Annotated in this window: 21 protein-coding genes, 1 tRNA gene and 1 pseudogene; 10 read left to right on the top strand and 13 right to left on the bottom strand. The window is 31.3% G+C overall.

The genetic code is table 11. The features are described from left to right. The first annotated feature begins 98 nt into the window (after positions 1–98). A complete protein-coding gene (locus tag CQA53_RS03880) occupies positions 99–935 on the top strand; it encodes an acylneuraminate cytidylyltransferase family protein (protein WP_220272069.1) in 837 nt (278 codons plus the stop codon). After that, positions 935–2,656, top strand: a complete 1,722-nt coding sequence (locus tag CQA53_RS03875) for a GNAT family N-acetyltransferase (protein ID WP_115542716.1) — start codon at positions 935–937, stop codon at positions 2,654–2,656. The genes CQA53_RS03880 and CQA53_RS03875 overlap by 1 nt, the downstream gene beginning before the upstream one ends. Before the next feature lie 157 nt (positions 2,657–2,813). Here CQA53_RS03875 and CQA53_RS03870 read toward each other — a convergent pair whose 3' ends face one another. From CQA53_RS03870 to CQA53_RS03860, 3 genes are all read right to left on the bottom strand, one after another. Further along, positions 2,814–3,365: a toxin-antitoxin system YwqK family antitoxin gene (locus CQA53_RS03870; RefSeq protein WP_115542715.1), complete on the bottom strand. Its 552-nt coding sequence runs from the start codon at positions 3,363–3,365 to the stop codon at positions 2,814–2,816. Between the two features lie 224 nt (positions 3,366–3,589). Next, positions 3,590–4,129, bottom strand: coding sequence for a hypothetical protein (locus CQA53_RS03865; RefSeq protein ID WP_115542714.1), 540 nt, complete (start codon positions 4,127–4,129; stop codon positions 3,590–3,592). Positions 4,130–4,138: 9 nt separating this feature from the next. After that, positions 4,139–5,182 (bottom strand): hypothetical protein, encoded by a 1,044-nt coding sequence (locus CQA53_RS03860; protein WP_245945628.1) that lies wholly within the window; start codon positions 5,180–5,182, stop codon positions 4,139–4,141. Positions 5,183–5,359: 177 nt separating this feature from the next. On the opposite strand from CQA53_RS03860, the gene CQA53_RS03855 reads away from it, so the two are divergent. Next, complete coding sequence (locus tag CQA53_RS03855; RefSeq protein WP_115542712.1) at positions 5,360–7,540, top strand: ATP-dependent helicase; 2,181 nt, start codon at positions 5,360–5,362, stop codon at positions 7,538–7,540. A gap of 77 nt (positions 7,541–7,617) precedes the next feature. Here CQA53_RS03855 and CQA53_RS03850 read toward each other — a convergent pair whose 3' ends face one another. Together CQA53_RS03850 and mnmA are read right to left on the bottom strand one after the other, a co-directional pair. Continuing rightward, complete coding sequence (locus tag CQA53_RS03850) at positions 7,618–7,827, bottom strand: hypothetical protein (protein WP_115542711.1); 210 nt, start codon at positions 7,825–7,827, stop codon at positions 7,618–7,620. A 101-nt stretch (positions 7,828–7,928) separates the two neighbouring features. Then, entirely contained in the window at positions 7,929–8,975 is a 1,047-nt protein-coding gene (gene mnmA / locus CQA53_RS03845; RefSeq protein ID WP_115542710.1) for a tRNA 2-thiouridine(34) synthase MnmA, read from the bottom strand. 227 nt (positions 8,976–9,202) lie between these two features. On the opposite strand from mnmA, the gene CQA53_RS03840 reads away from it, so the two are divergent. The 3 genes from CQA53_RS03840 to CQA53_RS03830 all read left to right on the top strand — a co-directional run bounded on the left by CQA53_RS03840 (position 9,203) and on the right by CQA53_RS03830 (position 10,431). Continuing rightward, positions 9,203–9,280, top strand: a tRNA-Met gene (locus tag CQA53_RS03840). Positions 9,281–9,454: 174 nt separating this feature from the next. Beyond that, on the top strand, positions 9,455–9,877 hold the full coding sequence (locus tag CQA53_RS03835; RefSeq protein WP_115542709.1) for a hypothetical protein: 423 nt from the start codon (positions 9,455–9,457) through the stop codon (positions 9,875–9,877). A gap of 14 nt (positions 9,878–9,891) precedes the next feature. Further along, a complete protein-coding gene (locus CQA53_RS03830; RefSeq protein ID WP_115542708.1) occupies positions 9,892–10,431 on the top strand; it encodes a glycosyltransferase in 540 nt (179 codons plus the stop codon). A 77-nt stretch (positions 10,432–10,508) separates the two neighbouring features. Here CQA53_RS03830 and CQA53_RS03825 read toward each other — a convergent pair whose 3' ends face one another. The 6 genes from CQA53_RS03825 to CQA53_RS03800 all read right to left on the bottom strand — a co-directional run bounded on the left by CQA53_RS03825 (position 10,509) and on the right by CQA53_RS03800 (position 17,121). Then, the gene (locus CQA53_RS03825; protein WP_115542707.1) at positions 10,509–11,588 is read right to left on the bottom strand and encodes an outer membrane beta-barrel protein; all 1,080 of its coding nucleotides are present in this window, start codon (positions 11,586–11,588) and stop codon (positions 10,509–10,511) included. 9 nt (positions 11,589–11,597) lie between these two features. Continuing rightward, on the bottom strand, positions 11,598–12,500 hold the full coding sequence (locus tag CQA53_RS03820) for a hypothetical protein (protein ID WP_115542706.1): 903 nt from the start codon (positions 12,498–12,500) through the stop codon (positions 11,598–11,600). Continuing rightward, a complete protein-coding gene (locus CQA53_RS03815) occupies positions 12,490–13,467 on the bottom strand; it encodes a hypothetical protein (RefSeq protein WP_115542705.1) in 978 nt (325 codons plus the stop codon). The genes CQA53_RS03820 and CQA53_RS03815 overlap by 11 nt, the downstream gene beginning before the upstream one ends. Then, positions 13,457–14,185: a hypothetical protein gene (locus CQA53_RS03810; protein WP_115542704.1), complete on the bottom strand. Its 729-nt coding sequence runs from the start codon at positions 14,183–14,185 to the stop codon at positions 13,457–13,459. The genes CQA53_RS03815 and CQA53_RS03810 overlap by 11 nt, the downstream gene beginning before the upstream one ends. A gap of 236 nt (positions 14,186–14,421) precedes the next feature. Then, positions 14,422–16,197: a Na/Pi cotransporter family protein gene (locus tag CQA53_RS03805; RefSeq protein ID WP_181882352.1), complete on the bottom strand. Its 1,776-nt coding sequence runs from the start codon at positions 16,195–16,197 to the stop codon at positions 14,422–14,424. A 255-nt stretch (positions 16,198–16,452) separates the two neighbouring features. Next, complete coding sequence (locus CQA53_RS03800; RefSeq protein ID WP_181882351.1) at positions 16,453–17,121, bottom strand: tetratricopeptide repeat protein; 669 nt, start codon at positions 17,119–17,121, stop codon at positions 16,453–16,455. Between the two features lie 169 nt (positions 17,122–17,290). On the opposite strand from CQA53_RS03800, the gene CQA53_RS03795 reads away from it, so the two are divergent. From CQA53_RS03795 to secA, 3 genes are read left to right on the top strand one after another with little or no spacing between them, the layout of a single operon-like run. After that, on the top strand, positions 17,291–18,163 hold the full coding sequence (locus CQA53_RS03795) for a DnaJ C-terminal domain-containing protein (protein WP_115542702.1): 873 nt from the start codon (positions 17,291–17,293) through the stop codon (positions 18,161–18,163). 23 nt (positions 18,164–18,186) lie between these two features. Further along, positions 18,187–18,570, top strand: coding sequence for a heat shock protein transcriptional repressor HspR (locus CQA53_RS03790; protein WP_115542701.1), 384 nt, complete (start codon positions 18,187–18,189; stop codon positions 18,568–18,570). 51 nt (positions 18,571–18,621) lie between these two features. Then, on the top strand, positions 18,622–21,231 hold the full coding sequence (secA, locus tag CQA53_RS03785; RefSeq protein ID WP_181882350.1) for a preprotein translocase subunit SecA: 2,610 nt from the start codon (positions 18,622–18,624) through the stop codon (positions 21,229–21,231). 217 nt (positions 21,232–21,448) lie between these two features. Here the strand turns inward: secA and CQA53_RS03780 are convergent. Both CQA53_RS03780 and CQA53_RS03775 read right to left on the bottom strand, forming a co-directional pair. Beyond that, positions 21,449–22,580 (bottom strand): annotated as a pseudogene (locus tag CQA53_RS03780) (YbfB/YjiJ family MFS transporter). Beyond that, entirely contained in the window at positions 22,577–22,771 is a 195-nt protein-coding gene (locus CQA53_RS03775; protein WP_115542700.1) for a hypothetical protein, read from the bottom strand. The pseudogene CQA53_RS03780 and the gene CQA53_RS03775 overlap by 4 nt, the downstream one beginning before the upstream one ends. Before the next feature lie 88 nt (positions 22,772–22,859). Here CQA53_RS03775 and CQA53_RS03770 point away from each other — a divergent pair, with 88 nt between their 5' ends. Then, positions 22,860–23,102, top strand: a complete 243-nt coding sequence (locus tag CQA53_RS03770; RefSeq protein ID WP_115542699.1) for a 2-hydroxymuconate tautomerase family protein — start codon at positions 22,860–22,862, stop codon at positions 23,100–23,102. Positions 23,103–23,317: the final 215 nt, after the last annotated feature.

Below are 23,317 nucleotides of genomic sequence, written 5' to 3'. Positions count from 1 at the left end.
AAACATGGGGCTTTAATAAAAAGTTTTTAAAAGAGATAGAATAAACTTCATATTTTTTTTCTATAATTACTAAGAATTTATGCAATAAAGTAGTAAATATGAAGAAAATTGATTGCGTTATTATTCCTGCACGAGGGGGGAGCAAAAGAATACCGCGTAAAAATCTTGCAAAGTTTTTAGGTATCAGTATGCTTGAGAGAAGCATTCACACAGCCAAACTTGTAAGTGATTGCGTAATTGTAAGCAGTGAAGATAATGAAATTTTAGAATCTGCAAGACAACTAGGAGTATATACACTAAAGAGGGAGAAAGAATTCGCAGATGATTTTACACCTACATTACCCGTTATTGCCAGTGTTGTGTATAAGATTCTAAGTGATGGGGCAAGAAAACAATTCCATGACTATATGCAACAAGATATTTATATGAACAATCTCGCACTGACCCAAAGTAATGTAGAAACTATCAAGCACACTTTGCAATATATACAATTTGCACCACAAACAAGCAATGAAGCACAGAATCTTGCAGTCTTTGACCTGCATTCTACTATATTATGTCTTTATGCAACTTCTATGTTTGCAACGCAGGATTCTCTTTTGCAAGCACTCCATTGCATTCATACCCAACAAAGTGCTTATGTTGTCTCAATTATACAAAATGCAAAGAATTTTAGAAGTTTTACACATAATGAAGAAGGATATTTTCAATTTATTTTCCCGCAATATATGCACACTCGATCGCAAGATTTACCCGAAGCTTTTAATGATGCTGGGCAATTTTACTTGGGATTTGCTAAAAGTTTTTTATTTCATATTCCAATTTTAGGGAAACAAAGCTTAGGGGTTGAACTTGAGTATGCGTGGGATATAGATAGCCCACAAGATTTAGCAATAGCAGAGACTCTCTTTTCTTTACAGCACAAAGGGAATTAATGAAAATTAGAATCTTAACAGAAAATATACAAGGTTTGGGATTAGGGCATATTGCACGAAGCTTTAATCTCGCATTGATATTTTTAGAAATGGGGTATGAAGTTGATTTCTTTGTGCGTGGAAGTATAAGTTTTCTGGATTTTTTAAAAAAACAAGAGATTGCTCCCAATCTTGTTGCTAATTTTTATCCTTTACATATTGAATGGTTAAAATTATGTCATACTGGTTTTCTTGAATGCAATATTTGTATTATTGATTCCTATCAAGTGGAAGATTTTTCATTATTTCTCAAGCATAGCAATGTCCTTTGTTTGCTTGATGACGATGGAAGACATTTCCAACTCCTTAAAAATAATAGAAAATCTTTTTTACAAGATTCTAGTAAATATGACACTCAACATAGTCAGATAAATCAAAAAACAACGCAAACATGTAATATGATGCGTAATAAACCTACAAAGCTTTTTGTATTGAATCCAAATGGATATTATAGAACATTGCATGTTGAACCAGATTTGTGTGATTATATTTTTTCGGGATTAGAGTATGCACCGATAAATCCATGTTTTCGCAATAAAAATCTTTTCCAAAAAGAAAAAACTTATGATTTTTTTGTATGTTTGGGCGGAGAAGATTTACAGGATAAAAGTTATGAAATTTTCATGCAACTTCAATCTTTTAGAAAAAGTGCTATTGTTGTTGTTGGAACAAATTATCGAGGGAAACTTTTAGATTCTGAATTCCTTTGCAAAGATACCGCAGAACATATAGAGCAGTATAGAATCTTTCATAATATTTCGCAACACGAAATAGCATATCTGATTGCTTCTGCAAAATCTTGTATTGTCTCTGGTGGTGGAATTATTTTCGAAGCCTTAAGTTTATGTGATAATATTTTTACCATTAATTTAGCAAGTAATCAAAACGAACAAATTGCTTTACTTTCAGAACAGGGTCTGGTTTGTGAAATTTCATTACCATTAACACAAGCAAGTCTTAATATGCAAAACAATAAACGACATATGCAAAACAAGGTTGGTGTAAGTTTATGGGATTTTGCCTCAAATTTAATTCTCCATGCAATTAATACAACACTGCAACGCACTCAAGAATCGGTAAAAAATTTTCATATAGATTCTTTGTATGCTGTTGATTTTTGTAATATTAGTGCGAATGAAGTCCTTAATGTTTTGGAATATCGCAACCATGAGTTTGTTCGTAAAAATATGTATGGGAGCTCAAAAATAAGTCTTGATGGGCATTTAAATTTTATTAAATCTTTGCAACAAGATAAACAAAATAAATACTTTCTTGTGCAAGAACATGGGCTAGATATTGGTGTAATCAGTCTTATTCGTATCAATCTTAAACATTCTCACGCCTATCTTGGAATTTATAAAAATCCTTTAATTCATACACAAAAAAATAGAGAAAATAACACTTTATTACCTTGTAACACAAGTGCAAAAACTTCACAAAGTTATGGGACAAAATTAATGAAAGTGATAAAACATATTGCATTTCAAGAATACAACCTTAATATGCTTTATCTTGAGGTTGTAGAAACAAATATGAGGGCTATCCAACTTTATAAACAAGAGGGATTTGAGTATTTGGGAACATTAAAAGAAGGTTTTAGGGTTTATGAAAAACAACATGAACATTTCTTGAATATTCTTCTCTATGGATTGAAAAACCCTACAAGAGAATGTAAAAAATAGAGAAAAAGAAATAGCGGATTGATATTTTTCTTTGGGAGTAATTAGAGACTTTACAAACAAAACCTAAAGTAGAATTAGTTTAATTTTGTGTATCTTATTATAATAAACTACAAATCAGACTTCTGTATAACAAGATATTATCAATCAAGGATAAGAGCTATCTGTTAGAATCACACGAAATCTCTTCACCTCTATTGATAGCATTAAGGTGAACTCGCGTAAGAGTTTTGCCATTATGACATTTTGCATTTGTTATCTTATTATCTTTGAATGTTGCTGTAAAAATAACCTTTTCATCGTAATCATATGATTTTAAAGCTCCATGTCTTTTACCATGTTTATATGAAATTTCACTTTTAAGTTTTCCATTGCCATAATAAATTTTTTCTATACCATCTTTCTTATCATCATGATATGAGGTTTCGCGTTCCAAAGTTCCATATCTCTTGTATTTTTGCACCCCATTTTTCTTACCATCTTTATATTTAGTTAATTCCACAGTGCCATAATATTTATTTTCATATCGCACCACACAACCTTTTGCTTTATCCTCTTCGGTTTTGCAATTTCGTGATTTTGAGTTTTGAGATGATGTTTTTGGACTTGGTGTTTCGGTTGTTTTAGTTGCTTTGGAATGAGATGTCTTAGAATCTGCATATACCATACTTAATGCACCAAATAATGTTGCTAATAAAATAATCTTTTTCATAGTGATACCTTTGTAAATGAAATATAAAGAAGTATTATATCAAAACCATTGCAAAATTGATACAAAAATATTCAAATTTATTCTTTTAAAATAAAAATAGATAGAATTTATAAATATTCTGATAATTTAAACATAAGATTTTTCTTATTTTAAATACCCTAATATTTCTTAACAAAATACATAAATTATATAAGCTAAATGTATGAATAGAATCTGAGATTACTTTAATATATTTCATCTACTCGATTTGTTAAGCCATCATCTTGACTTGTTTTGCTGATAGATTCAAAATTATACCAACCACTAGGAAGTTGATAAAAACTTGCGTTACTTGTAGAATAAATAGCTCGAAGTTGTGATTGTAATGAAGTTTCAAAAAGTTCTTTGCTTGTTGTTATGCCACGCATAAAAAGGGAATTATTCTCAAAGCGGATTTCATCAATTACAACATTTTCTGGAATCATAAAAAGAATATTTTCAATCTGTGTCCGCAATTTCTCATCACGATCTTTAATTTTTGCCGTAACTCCTAATTCATAATGTAATCTTTCACCTTCTTTAACAAGATTGTTGGTTGTAGTTACAATGCGTTCTTGTTCAATTTTCATTGCATCTTGTGTAGCCTTTGATTCTTCTATTTCTGTTAATAAATGAACCTTAAAGGCTATAAGAATACCAAATGCAAGAATGAAGTAAAAACCCCAAATTTTTGTTGCTGGTTTTAGAACATGCTTAGAAGTTGCTTTTGTAAAACTATAGGTCATGATATTCCTTTAGCTATCTAGCTCTATTTGAGCAAGGTTTGTAAGCTCTTTTGATAAATCAAGAGTAACAAGGGAAAGATCAATCATAAGATTCGATCGGACATTATCCACTGCCTGTGTGGACATACCATAGCAATCAAAAAATACAATTTCTTCAATAAAATCACCCTCATATAAAGAATTTTGATAAAAATCCTTTATGGAAGCCTGTAAAAGATTAATAATCCCTGTTGATCTCCCTAAATCATTAAGACTATCCATTGTGCTAGAATCTTCATCATCGCTACTTGTTCCACTAATATTTTCATCAGTTGTTTCCACACCAATATTATTAAAATCAAAGCTATCGAGATCGGCCAATTCTTCATCTACACCGCTTAGTTCAGTATTTAAGTCATCAATACCCTTTGCAGTTGAACTTGTAGCTATGAGTGTATCAGAAGTTGCTAGAGACGATGGAATATCTGTTTGACTGACATTTGTAACGGAACTCGTTGTACTCATTAGTAAAAAAGCCCCATAAAGAATCTCTTTTCTTGTAGCAACAAGAATAGCGAGTGTTTCTTTTTCTTGTAAAGCAAAAAGTTTTGGATGATCACCAATAAAACTCTTTGCTTTAAAAAACAATAAAACAAATGGGGAAAAGAGGAAATCTAAACCTTTCGCTTTCTTGAAAGCTTTTTGATAATCCAATACATCTTCTTTCAACATAAATGCAAATGCACTGGGTAATTTTACCATTTGATAGTCTTTTTCGCTCACACCAAAATTACCAAATGTATTTTTTTTGACACCCGGCACAAGAACCTGGTCTTGCGTTTTGCTAAGAATACAAAGATAACTATAAGCATATCTGGATTTAAGCCTTTTGATATATTTCATTACTTCAACAGATAATTCGCCATTAAGAATCTTAAATTCTTTATTGGTTTCTTCTACAATTCTTCCGCTACGCTTTTTTACAACTTTTACAATGCACATATTAGAATTGTAATTTACACCAATTAATACGGTTGCAAAAAGTGGCCGAAAAAGCATACCAAGAATGCCCACAATAAACCTCATTTCATGGAAATAAATTTTTAGCTATTATTATAGCATAGTTTTTAAGTTATATATTTTTTTCAGTATAATAGCACTCTAAAATCGTGCAGAAATCAATCTTAATTGAATAAAAACATTTAAACATATAACAATGAAACTTAATAACAAAACATAATAAGGAATAGAATGAATATTTTAGATTCTCTTAATGATGCACAAAGGGAAGCAGCAACCTACATTGATGGTGCATTATTGATACTTGCTGGAGCTGGAAGTGGAAAGACAAAAACACTTACAACGCGTCTTACATATCTGCTTTGTGAAGTTGGTGTGCCACCTCAAAATACACTTACACTTACTTTCACCAATAAGGCAGCAAAAGAAATGAGTGAGAGAGCATTACAACTCATTGCAGATTCTCATTTACAAATTGATACCTTGCCTCTTTTATGCACTTTCCATAAATTCGGACTTTTCTTTTTGCGACAACATATTCTTTTGTTGAATCGTTCGAATCTCTTTAGCGTTATTGACGAAGATGATAAAAAAAAGATTCTCAAAAAAATAAAAAAACAATTTCCAAATATTTTACAAAGCCCATCAAATCTTTCTCATGAAATCTCAAATTACAAGAATGATTATATTGCAACTTCAGATTTCATCAATTCTTTAGAATCTGACAATCCCGATTTTGTAGAAATTTATCAACAATATGAAGAGTATTTGTTGCAAAACAATCTTATTGACTTTGATGATTTATTGTTGCTTCCATACAGAATCTTGCAACAAAATCAGCAGTTACGAGAAAAGATAAGCCAAAAATATCAATATATTATGGTTGATGAATATCAAGATACAAACAATTTACAAGTAGGATTACTTAAAATGCTTTGTAGCACACATGAGAATCTTTGTGTTGTGGGTGATGATGACCAAAGTATTTATAGTTGGAGAGGGGCAAATATTAGAAATATTTTAGAATTTGATAAAGAATTTAGCCATGTAAAAATTATTAAACTTGAGCAAAACTATCGTAGCACAAAGCAGATTCTAAATGTTGCAAATAATCTTATTGCACACAATAAAGAGAGACATGATAAGATTCTAAAAGCCATTAGACTTGAAGGCAATGAAGTAATATACTTCGAGAATGAAAGTGATAAGGAGGAAATGGCAAAAATTATAGAATCTATTCAAAAGTTTATTGAAAATGGAAGCAAATATGAAGATATAGCTATATTGTTTCGTTTAAATGGGCTTTCACGCAATGTTGAGGAATGTTTAAATCGTGCCAAGATTCCATTTAAAATGATTGGTGTGATTCGATTTTATGAAAGGCAAGAGATAAAAGATTGCATTGCATATCTTCGACTTGCAACAAATCCAAATGATAATTTCTCATTTGAGCGCGTAATCAATCGTCCAAAACGAGGTATTGGTGATAAAACTTTGCAAAATATACTTACTCTTAGTAAAGATTATGATGGTGTATATACTGCTTATAGTGATGGTGCATTTAATAACCTTAAATGCAAGGCAAAACTTGATGAATTTTTTGATATTATAGAATCTTTACGCGATTGCATACTTACAGATCCAGCACATATTAAAAATATTTTTCAAAAACAAATCAAACTTTATCACGATAATGAGAAAGATATAAAAAATGAATCAAATGAAACAGAATCAAATGAAGAAAGACGCAAAAATATCGACGAATTTTTTACAAGCTTTGATGAATTTATCGAAGAAAGAGCATATCAAGATGAAAATATTTTGCAGGATTTTTTGAATGATATTACATTAAGCTCAAGTAATGATGATGTAGGTTATAATAGTGTAAAATGTATGAGTGTGCATAATAGTAAGGGACTAGAATTTAAGCATGTATTTGTGATTGGGCTTGAAGATGGGATGTTCCCATTGCGTAGTTACGAGGATATGTTTACTGATAGAAATAATTTTAATCTTGCAGAAGAGAGGCGATTGGCGTATGTAGCTTTTACTCGTGCAAAAGATACACTTACGTTAAGTTGGGCTAAAAGTAGACTCTATCGTAAGAGAAGCAAAAACCTTGAACAATCACAGTTTCTTCAAGAATCAGGAATTATTAAGGAATATAAATCTAGAAAGAGACAAGCACAGATTTCAAAAAATCGATATATTCCACAAGGAGATTCTAAAATCCTTTCTCAATCAATGAAAGGCGAACAAGAAAAGTTAAAAAAAGGGGACTGTGTGCAACATAAAATATTTGGCTTTGGGCGTATAGAATCTTTGCAGGGAGATGGGGAGAACATACGTGCAACAATAAACTTTGGTGGCACAAAACGTATTATTTTAACCTCATTTCTTATAAAGGTGTAATTATGCGATCACAATATAAGATGATTGTAGCTTATGGTAATATTGTGACACAAATCTTTAGAATCTTTCATAAATTTTCATTCTTTATTAAAATCTTTTATAAATAATCCTTTATTGTTATAATCTATCATATATTTATTACCTGTTTGCATATCGATAAGATAGCATTGCTCAAGTGTCTCAATCTCTGCTCTTTGTGGTGGCACTTGTTTTAAATGCAATAAAACATCATCATAATCCCTACATAAGTCAGGAAATCCAAATAACACTAATTTATATTGAAACATTTATATCCTTTTGTGTAAAATACAATCTTAGAGAATTTTTAATTATATAAATATTTTAACTCACTCATATACAAATATTGAATGTAAAAATATTCATTTCATTATTCTACAATTACCCCACCACCAAGCACAACATCATTGTGATATACCACCAAGGCTTGTCCTTTTGCTACACCATAAACAGGTTCATCAAGTGAGGCAACGATTTTATCATCAATAATATCAATTTGTGCATTGCTAGGTGTGCTACGGTAACGCACTTTTGCTTTGAATTTTCCACCATGAAAACTTTTTGGTAATGATTTATTAATGGCGGTTACGCTCAAAGTTTTTAAATCTTCTTTGTGTCCCACAATAATTTCATTCTGTGTTGGATTAATTTTTAATACAAAATGTGGCTTATGTGCACCCTTGACACTAAATCCGCGTCGTTTCCCAATTGTATATTGCATGTATCCTTTATGTTCCCCAACTATTTTGCCCGAAATATCACGCACAATACCTTTTTGATTTACTTGAGTATGTTTTTTTAAAATATCAATATAATCAGTCTCAACAAAACAAATTTCTTGAGATTCTTTATAAGATTCTAAATTACCAAGTATTGGTAGTGCTACAAATGCTTGTGGCTTTACTTCTTCTTTTAACATATTACCTAGCGGAAAAATGAGACGATTAATCGCATCTTGTGAAATTGCATAAAGGAAATAACTTTGATCTTTTGTTTTATCGCGTGCTTCTTGTATACGTTTAATACCATCTATTTCAATAATGCGTGCATAATGTCCCGTTGCGATGTATTGACAACCAAATCCTTTTGCTATGTTAAGTGCTAAGCCAAATTTCATAAGTGGATTGCAAATTGCACAAGGATTTGGTGTCTCTCCTCTTTTATAAGATTCTATAAATTCATTATAAACAGCCTCTTTAAACTCTTTTTGTGCATCAACAACTCGAAATTCTATACCTAAAAATCCACTGACCTTTTCACAATTTCTAATAAATACTTCATGTTTGCTTTCTTTATCATGTAGCTTGAGATAAATACCCAACACTTCATAACCTTGTTGTTGTAATAAATATGCAGAATATGAGCTATCGACACCACCACTCATTAATAATGCAACTTTTTTATTATTTTCTTTCATATTCTGTAATCCTATATAAATAATTACTATAATTTTTATATTATAACAAAAATATAATAATAGAAATTGAATATTAAGGTAAAATTTTATAAAAATATTTCTATAATTAGCAAACTAAATGAGTAAAGACACAGATATTTTTTGCATTCTATCAATTAAACAATAATATAGTATTTAAATAGTATTCTTGACTTCATACAATATTTTCGATATAATCTCTTTTTTAGGTCAGGGTAGCTCAGCTGGTTTAGAGCGCTGGTCTCATAAGCCGGAGGTCGGGGGTTCAAGTCCCCCCCTTGACACCATTCATAAATTTATAATATTTTAACTTTTAAGACTATATTAAGATTAATAATAAATCATAGAATCTTACTTACCATAATCTTAAATTACAAATAAAGTCATGAAGACCACTGCAATTGTTTAATTATCAATTCATAACATAATAAATCATGAAAAATATGGAGAAAGAGAAATAAATGAAAAAAGTTCTATTTATTAATGCTGCTTGGAATCTCTATAAAACGAAATCATCGCTGTTTTTAGTAGATTTTTTAAAAGAGAAAGGCTATGATGTAGAAATTACACCATTTTATAAATATAGAGGACTTGAAAAAATTAATATTTTTAAGAAATTAAAATTTATTACAAATAGTAAAAAGTATCATACAATTATTTTCTTTCAGACGATGTATAATGTAGCATTTATGTCAAAATTGCAATGTAAAAATGTTGTTTTTGTTCCAATGTATGATCATTATGTTATACCGCAACATAGACAATTTAATAAAATGTTAGATTCTAAGATTAAAATCCTTAATTTTTCTAAAACCCTACAAAATAGAATATCGAATTTCCTCGATATATCTAATTATGTGAAGGCGGGGGGGGGGGGAATGTAAGTAGGCTTCTCTATTTGCAATATTTTTTAAAACCAAGAGAATTTAAAGATTCTAACCTTAATAAAGTATTTTTTTGGCAAAGAAGAATTGAAATTAATTTTCTCTCTTTGAAAAAGATTTTTCAGTACTATCCAGTCAAAATTCACATCCATGTTGCATTAGATGGAGGTCATTCTATTGTACCAAAACCAAATAAAGAAGATGAAGAGAGGTTTGGTATTACTTATTCACACTGGTGTGAAGATAAGAATGAGATGGAAACGATTTTAGATGAATGTGGAATCTACATTGCTCCACGAACAAGTGAAGGAATTGGGTTAAGTTTTTTACATGCTTTATCTTTAGGGAAGGTAATTATTGCATATAATGCTCCCACAATGAATGAATACATCATACATAATGTGAATGGATATTTAATAGATTTTGAAAATCCTCAACCAATTGATTTCAGTAATATTAAAATCGTTCAAGAAAATGCTAGAAAACTCGCGAAAGAAGGTTATGAAAAATGGTTAAAAGATCGAGAAAAATTCATTGATTTTATGGAAAATTGATTTAACTTTCTAAACAAAGAAATTATTGCATGAATTATCAATACTATTCGTTGAATATATTTTGTAATATTTTTTGCTTAAAATACAATAACTTTATATCCAATATGGAATATACCACTTCGCCAGAATTGTGCTGGTGTTGTCTCTAGTGGATTAGCACTGACAGCAAAGCCAGGTAGGGCGAGAAACGCTAGAGGGACATTTAATCCGATCTCTAAACGATGGATATTAGATAGGGTAAGATTTACGCCAAGATTCAGTGAATAATCAACTTGTAGGTTATAGTCCCATATATAATTTGCAGGATAATAGTCTTTTTGTGTAGTGCGATGTATATATGGACGATAATACATCCCTCCGATATTAATCCCTACAAAACCACCAATATAATGTCGAAATTTTTTATCTAAAGGAAATTCAAAAAGTAAATCAACGCTCATAAATCCAAGTGCATAATAACTTACTAAATCTTGTCCATTTCCATCTTGTATATTTGTAGATTCTCCATTATTAATATTATATTGCTTCAGATTTGCAAGTGTAGTTGTATAAATTCCACCATAAATTCTTGTGCCAACATAGTGATTAAAGAATTTTTGATACCCACCACTTAGTCCTAAAACAATAGGAGTAATGCGTGTTACAATAAAATCAGTTCCCCGATACCCACTCGTATAAATATCAAGCACGCCTGTTTCAATGCCAACGAATAAGCCACTTTTTTGTTTTGCATCATTGTAGCTTTGTGCTAAAGCATTAAAGGTTTTTGCACTCAGTGTGCTATCAATATAATCTCCATAGGGAACATCATTTGTTGCCTCATCACCTAGTTGTTGTTTAAGGCTAAAAACTTCATAACGAAGTGATTGGAGGTAATAGAATTTTTTTTCATAAGATTGTTTATCTTGTGGTGTTTTCATTATTTTCTTTTCTTCTTTATTTTGTTTTGGTTCTTCTGGTTTTTTCTTTTCTATCTTAGATTTTCCTGGTATTTTTGGAGGTTGTTTAGTTATAGGACGTTGTTGTGTTCTAATTTTTGCAAAAGGATTTTCTTCATATTTATTTGCCAACACAATAGAATCTTCTAGAAAATTTTGCATATCTTGAGCAAAAACAAAACTTAGCAACAATAAAACAAAGGTAAAGATTCTAAGCATACTAAATCCTCAAAAAATCCATGAATAACTTATCAAATAATTTGTTGTATAGTTATAAGAATCAATGGGGGCAATCACAATGCGTTCTATTTCTATGCGATGATGTTTGGTGAAACTCCAACTTGCCCCTAAATGTAAATTAATTCCCATTTGAATCTTACCATCAAAACTATTGCTACCAAATCCAAATCCAGCAATGAATCCAACATAGTTTTTGGGATTAAAAATCATAATATCTTTAATAACAGAAAATCTTATTCCATAATATTGCATAATGTATCTTTGGTTATAGACATTTCCCACAATCCCAAATGTTTCTGCCTTTAGCCCAGCATTATTATTAAAATATCGTAAAAAACCAAGTTTAAATATCGCCGCAGTATTAACATAATCTACATTAATGCGAAGGTTTGCAGAACTTGTATTTACAAAATCAAGCAACAAGCCAATGCCTATATAATAACCACTACGATCAATATTAACATTCCAATCTTGTTTATTTTTTTCCTTAAAATAGAGCTGAGATTCTAGCATATACTTTTCTTTTGCTAATTCATGAATGCGAGAATCAATTTCCTCAATTTCTATTATTTCACCATTTTTATTATCTTTGTTAGGAGCAATCTCAATTGTTTTTAGTGGAGGTTTAATTGTTTGGAGTTTTTCATCAATTAACTTATCTTGTTCATGAGTTTTGCGTTTTACATGTGGTTTTGGTATTTCTTGTGTGCGATAGGTTCTTGGCATAGGCAAATCAGGATTCATAATTGTTGGTTCATCTTTCTCTTCCCACCCATATTGGTATGCACGGATTTCAGCAGTAACATCATGTGCTAAACATATCATTAGGAGAAAAATAATGGTCATATTTTTTACATATTTTTTTATGGAAACAAGATTTTTAAAAAACATAAGTCCATCCTATGTTTAAGCTCATTGGTCTTGCAAATTCTGCAGAAAGAATAGTATTTGGAGTTTCTACAACACTTAATTTACGCGTAATATAACTTCCATAATGGTAAAAGAAAGTTTTGAATCCAAGCTCAACTTTATGACGTTCTTTAATGGATAAATATGCTAGTAGTGAGACATTTGAGGCAAAACCATTTAATTCGTCCCAATAGTTATCATGATAAGTCATATATCCTATTCCAAATCCTATACCACCACCAATCCGTAAGAATTTAGCCACAGGTGCTTCAAAAATTGCCTCCGCATTAATATTTGTTGCACTAAAAGTCGTATCAACAAAATCTGCAAATGGATCATTTTTTAGTGAAGAAAGAATGTTTGAAGCAACAAATGTGTCTGCATAGATTTTCAATCCAATTTGTTTACTTGCTATCCCTAAGAAATTTTGGAATCCAAGTTTTAGATTAATGGTAGGTAGAGAATGTATATTATTTGCAACGGAAGTAAAAGTTACTCCAAGTTGTAATCCTAAAAAGAAATGTGACTTATACTCGCTTTGTAAAATTTTGTTTTTTGCTAATTCTTTTTGTGTTTCTGTTTGTGCATTATTAATGCCTTCTTGCAAAGATTCTATTGAGAGTTTCTCTGGCTTGATTGTATGTTTTTGTTCCCGTTCATATACATAATTCATATCTTTTGTAATATTTTCTCTACGTTGTAATTGCGTATTGAATGATTTTTGATAAGTCTCTTGTAATTTTTCTTGCAATAATTTCTCTTGTTTGATTTTTTCTTTCTCTTCTTCTTTGCTTTTCGAATCTTGTTGTATTTTATTTGTAGGTTTTTGGTTTGCTACTTGAGATTCTTTAGGAGTTTGCATACTTGTCTGTTCTTTTGCGAAACATAACATTGAAAAAATTAGAACTACGACTAATTGGAGTGGTGTGAATATTGTTTTAGAAAACATAATCATATCCAATCATAAAAGTTATTCCTATAAAACCTCTTTGTAAGCCTTGTATAGCATTTGTTATATATATGATTCTATGGTGTTGTAAAAAGCGAACACCAATACCAAGATTTATTTTGTAAGCAATTTCAAAACTATTATCATATAGGGTTTGCAACCCTGTGATGTTCGCACCACCAAATCCAACACCAAGATTTAGTGTAAAGAATGTATCATCTATATTGAGGAAGTCATAGAGGAAGTCTGCATTCAGTCCGCTAAAAAAAAGAGCATTTGATCCAAAACTTGACATAATATCAAGATAAATTTGATAACCAAAAGTATTGATTGGAAACACTTGACTCGTGTAATTTTGATAGCCAGCACGCAAATTAAGCATGGTATAGTTTGATACAATTTTTGTGGTATCTGCTCCAAATATTGGACCACTCATAAACGAAAGTCCAAAATTCATATTTATACCAGTAGAAATCCCCACAAAAAAAGTATTTTTCTTCTCACCCTCATCAACTTTGTGAATTATTGTTTGTATATCCTCATCGTAAAATTTTCCATTTTTTTTAATAAATTTATAATATTTTTTATCTAAATGGAGGTAATCAATGCTAAAATTATTTTGTTTTTGTTCGTGGGCATGGGCTTTAAAGAGTGATAAAAAAATAAAGGAGATGAGAATAAGGTAGCAGTATTTTTTATGATTTCCTCTACAAAACATTATTAACAACCCCACAATTGTTTTAAATAAAGAATTAACTAAGCCATTATATCAGAAAAAAATATATTTTATATAAATTTATCATACATTCAGATACACTTAATTTTTATATAGCATTAAATTGAGTATTTTGTTTCTTTGTTCTGCCGAATCTGAATCTTCTGATTTATATAATTCAATAATTTTAAGACATCATAAATGGTAATTATTCATTGTTTTTTATTATGCAATTTCTCTTATGGTGTTTTACCAATTGTTTTAATATTTACCAAACCATAAATATGATTAGCTGCGACAATAAGTTCCTTTGCAACACTATGAACAAAAGAGAGATCATTGAGCAATGAAGTTCCACTTTGTGCATCAATAGAATTTTCATGAATAAGTTTCTCAACAACATTAAATGCTTCTTTGTCTTGTTGTTTAAAAAATTTCTTTTGCTTTTTAAAATTTTCTTTTAAATCACTCAAACTTTCTTTTGGTGCATGTTTAAGAGCTTCTATCATGCGCAAAAGATTTCCTAAATCCACACGCATATCATCGTATTCTTTTTTTAATGCGACATTATTTCCAAGTGCAAATTTTTTCATGTTATTTTGTAACAAACCGATATTTTTTGTTGCCTCAGCAATCTTTCTGGAGGCAATTTGTAAAGATACAATATGTTCTGTATATTTTGTTTCAGCAACAAAAGTCTGTAATTTTGTTGAGAAATCCATAATAGCATTGAAAAGCACTTTAATTTGTGAATTATAAAGTTCTGTAACATGAAAATCTTGCTTAAACCACTCCCGATTATTGATTAGTTCTTCAATTTTTTTATCTGAGCGAATATCTGTACGCGAAAAACCTGTCGTATGTGCAATGATTGCAAAAGCATTATCATATAAATGTTTTACTTCGTTATCAAGAGCATCAATGGCAGTATCTTTATAGGGGAGGAGTGTATCATTAATAAACAAAGGTGTGGTTTCTTTAACATTTGCTCCTTTTAGTTTTTCATTAAGAATCTTTGCTATTTGAGGAATAAATGGAGTTAAAAGTATGACACCAAAAAGATTAAAAAGTGTATGAAAGATTGCTAAACGCAAGATAGATTTCTCTTCAAATCCTAGTAAGTCTGCAATTATATTATTTAATATCACAAAATAATCAAAAAAGATAGTAACAATAAATACGGTAATAAAATTAAAAATACAATTTGCAACCGCAAGTCTTCGCCCTTCAACATTTGTGCTTAAAGAGGCAACAAGAGCAGTTACAACTCCACCGACACTTGTTCCTAGAACTGCTGCAAGTGCCTCTTCATATCCGATTTGATGTCCTAAAAATGCACTAATAATAATAGCAAGTGAGGCATGCGAACTTTGAATGATTGAGGTCATGAGTGCACCAATAAATAAGAAGCCAATAATAGCTTTATAACCTTCAAGTTTATATTGGGATAAATCCATAATATCTTGGAATCCTTCAAAACCAGCTTTGATGTAAAAAACTCCCAAAAAGAAAAAACCAAGTCCAGCTAAGATTTTCCCAATTCCTTTGTAAAGTTGATTACTTTGAAAGTTGAATATTAACCCCCCAACAATTAAGGGAAGTGCAAGTGATGATATATTAATCGAAGAAGCACCTGCAATGAGCCATGAACCAGTGGTATTACCAAGATTCGCTCCAAACATGACGCCAATTCCCTGTATCAATGTGATAAGGGAGGCACTCACGAATGAGATAGATAATACAGATACAAGGCTTGAAGATTGCATGAGTGTAGTAACAACTACCCCAAAAATTACACTGCGTACAGATGTTTTTGTGGAATTTGTCAATGTTTTTTCTAAAAATCCACCAGAAAATGCTTTAAATCCATCACCAAGAAAAAGCATACCAAAAAGTAAAATGGCAACCCCAGCACATAATTTCCCTAATTGTTCATTTATTGAGAGACCATAGATTATAAGAATAATAACAATAGAAAGAGAATATTGTCGTATAAGCCCTTGAATTTTCTGCATAAATACTCCTGAAATTAAGATTTAAATTTAATTTTAAAATTATTTAAATATTTCATGAGATACTAAATATTAGTTAGAATTAAAAATTATATCTAAAAATATTCTATTTATGACTTAATTATGTCTGAAGTTATAAATAATTTAATTCATCTTGAATATTTTTTAAAATTTTATTATTGTCCTTTATATTGGGGTAGTTCATATAAAAATTTTTTTATTTCTATATTACAAGCCAAATATTTATACTTTGAAAGTTTATTTATTTAAATGGTCTGGTATTGTGAGATTAAAATTTGCGGAATCTAATAGTTTGAATGCTTTGCAACCATCATTCATACCAAGATCGCACGATTTTTTAAAAAGTTCTTTCGCTTTTAATCTATTTGGTTTTACTCCAGATCCATCACGATATGAGATTCCAAGATTATAACATGATTGAAATTCATCATTTGCACAAGCTTCCATAAAAAGTCTATTAGCTTTTTTAATGTCCTGTGGCACTCCCACACCATTAACAAACATCATTGCAAGATTGTAACAACTTGGCATAAAATCTAAACGGCATGATCTTTCATATTCATATTGAGAATCTTCATATTGCCCAAGTTTTTCGTAACTCAATGCTAATTCAAAACAAGCTTGTGGGATTCGTGCATTACATGATTTTTGATAGTATGCTAGTGCATGCTTATAATCTTTCGCGATAGTATAAACATGTCCTATTGCGATGCAACTTGTTTTAGGATTGCATTCATCTTCGCTTGGTAGTCCATCGGTAATCAATACTTTGCAAGATTCTTGGTCTTCTTCTAAACATGCATAAAATAGTTCTTTGCGTTCCATATTATTATCATATTCTATCATCTCTGCAAACATATATTGATAAAAAAGTGCTATTGTTAATACATGGATTAAAAGACGCATTATAATCTCCATAGCCTTAATATTGAGATTCTATAAAATATTGATTGTTATGTCAATAAAAAGTTCATACTTTTAAAGTAAATATTTTATCGCTAAATAAACTTTATAAAAAGAAACTCATATTTTATGCTATAATAACACTAAAAGTTTAAAATTTAAGGTAAAAGATATGGCAAAAAGTTTATATAAAATACTTAATGTAAATGAAAATGCAAGTGCTGATGAAATTAAAAAAGCATATCGTAAGCTCGCACGGCAATATCACCCAGATGTTAATAAATCTCCAGAAGCAGAGGAAAAATTTAAAGAAATCAATGGAGCTTATGAAATATTGAGCGATTCGCAAAAAAAAGCAGAATATGATCAATATGGTGATGCAATGTTTAATGGACAAAACTTTAGTGATTTTAGTCGGTCATATGGACAAGCTGATCTCAATGATATTTTGAATAGTATTTTTGGTGAGCGAGGCGGTTTTAATCGCTCCAGAGGTGGGGGATTTAGTTTTTTCAGTAATTTTGGGCAAAATATGAATAATGATATTGATCTCGATATTGAAGCAAATATAGATATTCCATTGAAAACTGCACTTTTAGGAGGCACAATACGAGTGCATTTAAATCATACAAGTTTCGACCTTAAGATTCCAGCTGGAATTATGAATGGTGCAAAAATGCGTGCAAAAGGAAAAGGAAGAAAACTAAGCAGTATGGTAGGCGACGCATTTATTACTATCAAAATCAAACCACAAGAAGGATTCCATATCGATGGTTGCAATATCATTCAAGAAGTGCAAGTTCCCTTGAGATATATGCTTTTTGGTGGAAAGTTTGAGGTTACTGCAATTCAAAAACAAATTGCAGTCAAGATTCCAGAGAATATGCAAAATGGGCAGAAATTGCGTGTTAAAGATATGGGGTTTAAAGATATAAAAAATAAGAAAAATGGCGATTTAATTTTACACATTACTGCGAAGTTACCAGATGTAAAAAAAATTAGCCCACAATTACAAGAGCTTTTACAAAAGGAACTAGAGGTATAAACTCACATGCAAGGAGATTAGATATGGAAGCAAGTTATGATGAACCCGTGTTTTTGATTAGCGTTGTAGCAAAAATTCTTGATATTCATCCCCAAACATTACGGCAATATGAAAAAGAAGGGCTTATCGAACCTTCACGCACAGATGGTAAAATGCGATTATATTCACAGCGCGATATGGATAAAATAAAAACAATTTTAAAACTAACTCGTGATCTGGGTGTGAATCTCGCGGGGGTTGATATTATTTTGCGTCTTAAAGAACGTATGGATGAACTTGATACGATGAATGATGATTTACGCAATAATCTCCATAAACAACAAAATAATACAAAAAATGTCGTAGGTGATTTGACAATTGTAAAAAGTTCTTATGAAATTGTTTTACATTCTAAAAACAAATCGTAACCTTGATTTTTTGCATTATTCTATAATTTTTATTTTTTGAGGAGAGAGTTTATGATTCAAAATGTAATAGGTAAAATTTTTGGAACAAGAAATGATAAATTACTGAAACAATATCGTGCTAGAGTAAAAAAAATCAATAACTTAGAATCTAAATATCAAAGTTTTGATGATAAAGTATTACAACAAGAGTTTCAAACAATTCGTGATGAGGTGCTACGGAAAATAGAAAGTCTTGATGATTATGACACTTCTGTGACTTTTATTAATTCACTTTTAGATTCCAAACTAGAAGAAGTTTTTGCTATGACTCGTGAAGCAAGTAAACGTATTTTGGGCATGAGACATTTTGATGTGCAACTTATTGGTGGTATGGCGTTGCATGATGGTAGGATTGCCGAAATGAAAACAGGAGAGGGGAAAACTCTTGTGGCGACTCTCCCTGTAATCTTGAATGCTTTGGCTGGGAAGAGTGTGCATGTTGTAACCGTAAATGATTACCTTGCAAGAAGAGACGCTGAAACGATGATGCCACTTTATAAGTTTTTTGGTTTGAGCGTTGGTGTTATTACAAGTGCTATACAGGGAGATTCTGAGCGGTTAAGTATTTATGATAATGACATTGTATATGGCACAAATAATGAATATGGATTTGACTATTTGCGGGATAATATGAAATATAACTTAGAGCAAAAAGTACAAAAATATCACTTTTTTGGAATTATTGATGAAGTAGATTCTATTTTGATTGATGAGGCACGTACGCCTTTGATTATCTCTGGTCCAATTAATCGTAAAATGGAAAATTATCAGAGTGCAGATTCTGTTGCAAAGGCGATGAAAAGTCCCCAAGATTTTACAATTGATGAAAAAAATCGTGTTATCCTTACTACCGAAGATGGTATTAAAAAGGCAGAATCTCTTTTTAAAGTTGAAAATCTCTATGCGATTGAAAATGCTTCGCTTTCGCACCATCTCGACCAAGCTTTAAAAGCAAATTATCTTTTTGTGCGTGATAAAGATTATGTAGTGCAAAATGAAGAAGTTGTGATTGTTGATGAATTTACAGGAAGATTAAGCGAGGGGCGACGATTTAGCGAAGGATTACACCAAGCTTTAGAAGCAAAAGAAGGAGTAGCGATTAAAGAAGAAAGCCAAACTCTTGCAGATATTACTTTTCAAAATTATTTTCGTCTTTATGATAAACTTTGCGGTATGACAGGAACAGCACAAACCGAAGCAACAGAATTTCTTGAAATTTATAAACTCGAAGTTGTTTCTATCCCTACAAATGTCCCAATCGCAAGGCAAGACTTAAACGATCTTGTATATAAAAGTGAGCAAGAAAAGTTTAATGCTGTGATTGAAAAAGTTGTAGAATTGCACAAAAATGGGCAACCTGTGCTTGTTGGAACTGCGAGTATAGAAAAAAGTGAGGCACTACATACACTTTTGAAAAAATCTCGAATCCCTCATACAGTTCTCAATGCAAAACAACATGACAAAGAGGCAGAAATTATTCAGAATGCTGGATTAAAGGGGGCTGTAACTATTGCTACAAATATGGCAGGAAGGGGTGTAGATATTAAGATTGATGATGAAGTTAAAGCTTTGGGTGGACTTTATATCATAGGTACAGAACGACACGAAAGTAGGAGGATTGATAATCAATTACGAGGACGTGCAGGGAGGCAAGGAGATCCTGGTGTAAGCCAATTTTATTTGAGTCTTGAAGATCCTCTTTTACGAATCTTTGGTAGTGATCGTCTTAAGGGAATTATGGGTAAGCTTGGTATGAAAGATGGTGAAAGCATAGAATCTGGTATGATTACCAAATCTGTTGAGAAAGCACAAAGAAAAGTAGAATCTATGCATTTTGAATCTCGCAAACATTTATTAGAGTATGATGATGTTAGTAATGAACAACGAAAAGTCATATATAGATTCCGTGATGAATTGTTAGAATCAGGTTTTGAAATGAAAGATCGCATTGAGGAAAATCGCAATATTAGTGTGCAAACATTAATGGCGAAATGCGATATACTCCCACATGATCTCCCTGAAAATTACGATACAGAAGGTTTACTTGCAATACTGAAAGAAGAATATATCCTCGAAATCACACAAGATTTAAAAGATAAGACTTATGATGAAATCAGTGAAATTCTCATTAATGCACTCAAGGAAAAATATGAAGAAAAATTTGCCAATACAACAAAAGAAATGCGTAATGAGTTAGAACGAATCATTTATTTACAAGTTGTGGATAATGCTTGGCGTGAACATCTTTATTCAATCGATCACTTGAAAACCGGGATTAGTTTGCGTGGTTATAATCAAAAAGATCCGCTTGTAGAGTATAAAAAAGAGAGTTATAATTTATTTTTAGAACTAGTCGAAAATATTAAAATTGAAGCATACCGCACATTACAGGTAATTCAGTTTGCGACACAAGATATGGAAAAAGAAGAGGAAAAAATCCTCTCTGACTTATCACAAGAGAATGAGAATCTTGTCTTAAACTATAATGGTTTAGATGAAGAGATTAAAGATAAAAAACCTGCAAGAAATGATATATGTCCGTGTGGTAGTGGGAAAAAATATAAGCATTGTCATGGAAAAAGCGGGCCAAAGCGAGGTATCTTGGCAAATAAACAAAATTAAAACAGACATTATGGAAAAGGAACGGTAATATGGGATTAAAATTTAATATACAATCAAAACCTTATAATATATTTGAATCATAGATATTAGTTACAAATGAGGTTATTTAGTATGAACATACCAAATAAAAAAGAAAATATATCACAAGAATATTTTAAAAATAACAGATTCTAAAGATTGGCTTTATAGTTATAATTTTTCAAAAAATCATATAAACTCAATCCTTATCTCGTATCGGCACAAGAACCAATGCACTTATGATAAGGCAAGATCCACACAATACAAACAACCAAAAATACCCAAGAGTAGGCACAATATAAGCAAAAAGTAATGAAAAAATCCCTTGAAACATACCAAAACCAAAAGTTAGCATACTCGAGCTGGTGCTAAAATGTTCTTTGCCGACAATATATAATGCTAAGCTATTGGTGAGTGCGACATTTCCCGTCGTTGTAAAACCCATGATGAAAACCGAGATATTCAGCCAAAATATATCCAAAAGAAAAACTGCCATAAAACATGAGAAAGCTTTTAACATAAGAATAATAATATGTGCGTTTTTAAGTCCGATTCTATGTGCAAGTATCCCACTGCCTAGACTTCCTATTGCTGAACCTATGCCAAAGAATACCCACGAATGTGCCACAACGATACTTGAAAAATCAAGGCTTCGGACGAGATAATCCGTCCAAAAGAGCGTATGTGGAAGATATCCAATGGCGTTAAGAATATATGATATAAATACGAGCCATAAAAAGAAAGGCATTTTAAAGCATTCATGTTTGGGTAATTTTTTTGTGGGTGGATTGAGGGATTGAAGTGTAAAAAGTGCAAAAACAAAGCATACAAAGCTTATGGTAAAGAGAAATATCCATACAAGAGTGAGGCTTTTTTCTGCGATGAGGGGTAAAATAAATCCGCTAAGCACCGCCCCAAAGCCAATTCCACTGAAGACAAAGCCGCTCACACTTGTCCTTATCCTCTCCTTGACATAAGGCAATGATAGAGGTGCAGCTAAAATCATCAACGAAGCACTTGCGACTCCTGCTAAAAAGCGAAAAAACCACGCCAATATAAAGGGTAAATCAAGTGCACATGCAAGGAAGCTTATAGCGATAAGCAAAAGGCTAAGCTTAGCGATGTTCTCCAAGCTTAGATATTGTTTGAAAAAATTAATAACGACGCTTCCAAAAATATAGTCAAGTAAAATGGCAATTCCCAGCTGGAAGCTCTGTGTCTCTGTGTGTGTGAGAGAGTATCATAATAGGGATAAGCACGACATAACCAAACCGTGCAACACCATTTGCAATAAAAGTAGCCAAAAAGCAAGTAACGACGCGTAATATCATTGGTTTGTCTCACGAAAATAAGGCTTTTTGTGTAATAGCATAAAGCAGGATTCTATACATTGTGTGGATTTTATAATGTGATTCTGGTCATAGAAAAAAGTGGAATATGTATTGAATCTAAAAGAAATATAAGCATGAAATTGAATCAACTCTATTGTGTTAATGAGATAGAGAATTGCTTTATATAACATAATTTTTCCTTTTTTTGTAAAATTATACCTTAATAACAAAAAATCAGCTAAAATTGAACCTGAATATTTCAAGCCAAAAAGGAACAATATGCCATTTGTCAATATCAGAATCACAAAAGAAAATGGAGAGCCTACAAAGGAGCAAAAAGAGGAGCTTATCGAGGGCGTTACCGAGCTTTTAGCCAAAGTGCTGAAAAAGAACAAAGCTTCAAGCATTGTCATCATCGATGAAATCGACACAGATAATTATGGGCTTGGCGGCAAGAGTATCACGGAAGTGAGAAAAGAGGTGGAGAAGCAGAATCGCGGAACTAAGTCAGTCAAATTATAGAATCGGTCTTAAAACATGGGGCTTCTATCTTAATTTTCTAAAGCTAGGAAGCTAAATAATAGCACTTGTGAGAAAGATTAGGATTTCTTATTGTTTCTGCGTTAATATTTTTTAATGTTTATTTCGGTGAGCAATCGTATGACCTTCTTAGAGAAAGATTCTAGGTGGTTTTGCTCTTTTTATTGTTGTATAGAATCTTACTTTTTACACCCTTG

The organism is Helicobacter didelphidarum (assembly GCF_003364195.1).
Lineage (GTDB): Bacteria > Campylobacterota > Campylobacteria > Campylobacterales > Helicobacteraceae > Helicobacter_A > Helicobacter_A didelphidarum.
Note: the sequence above shows the minus strand (reverse complement) of the source record. Positions and strands in the feature narration are given on the sequence as shown.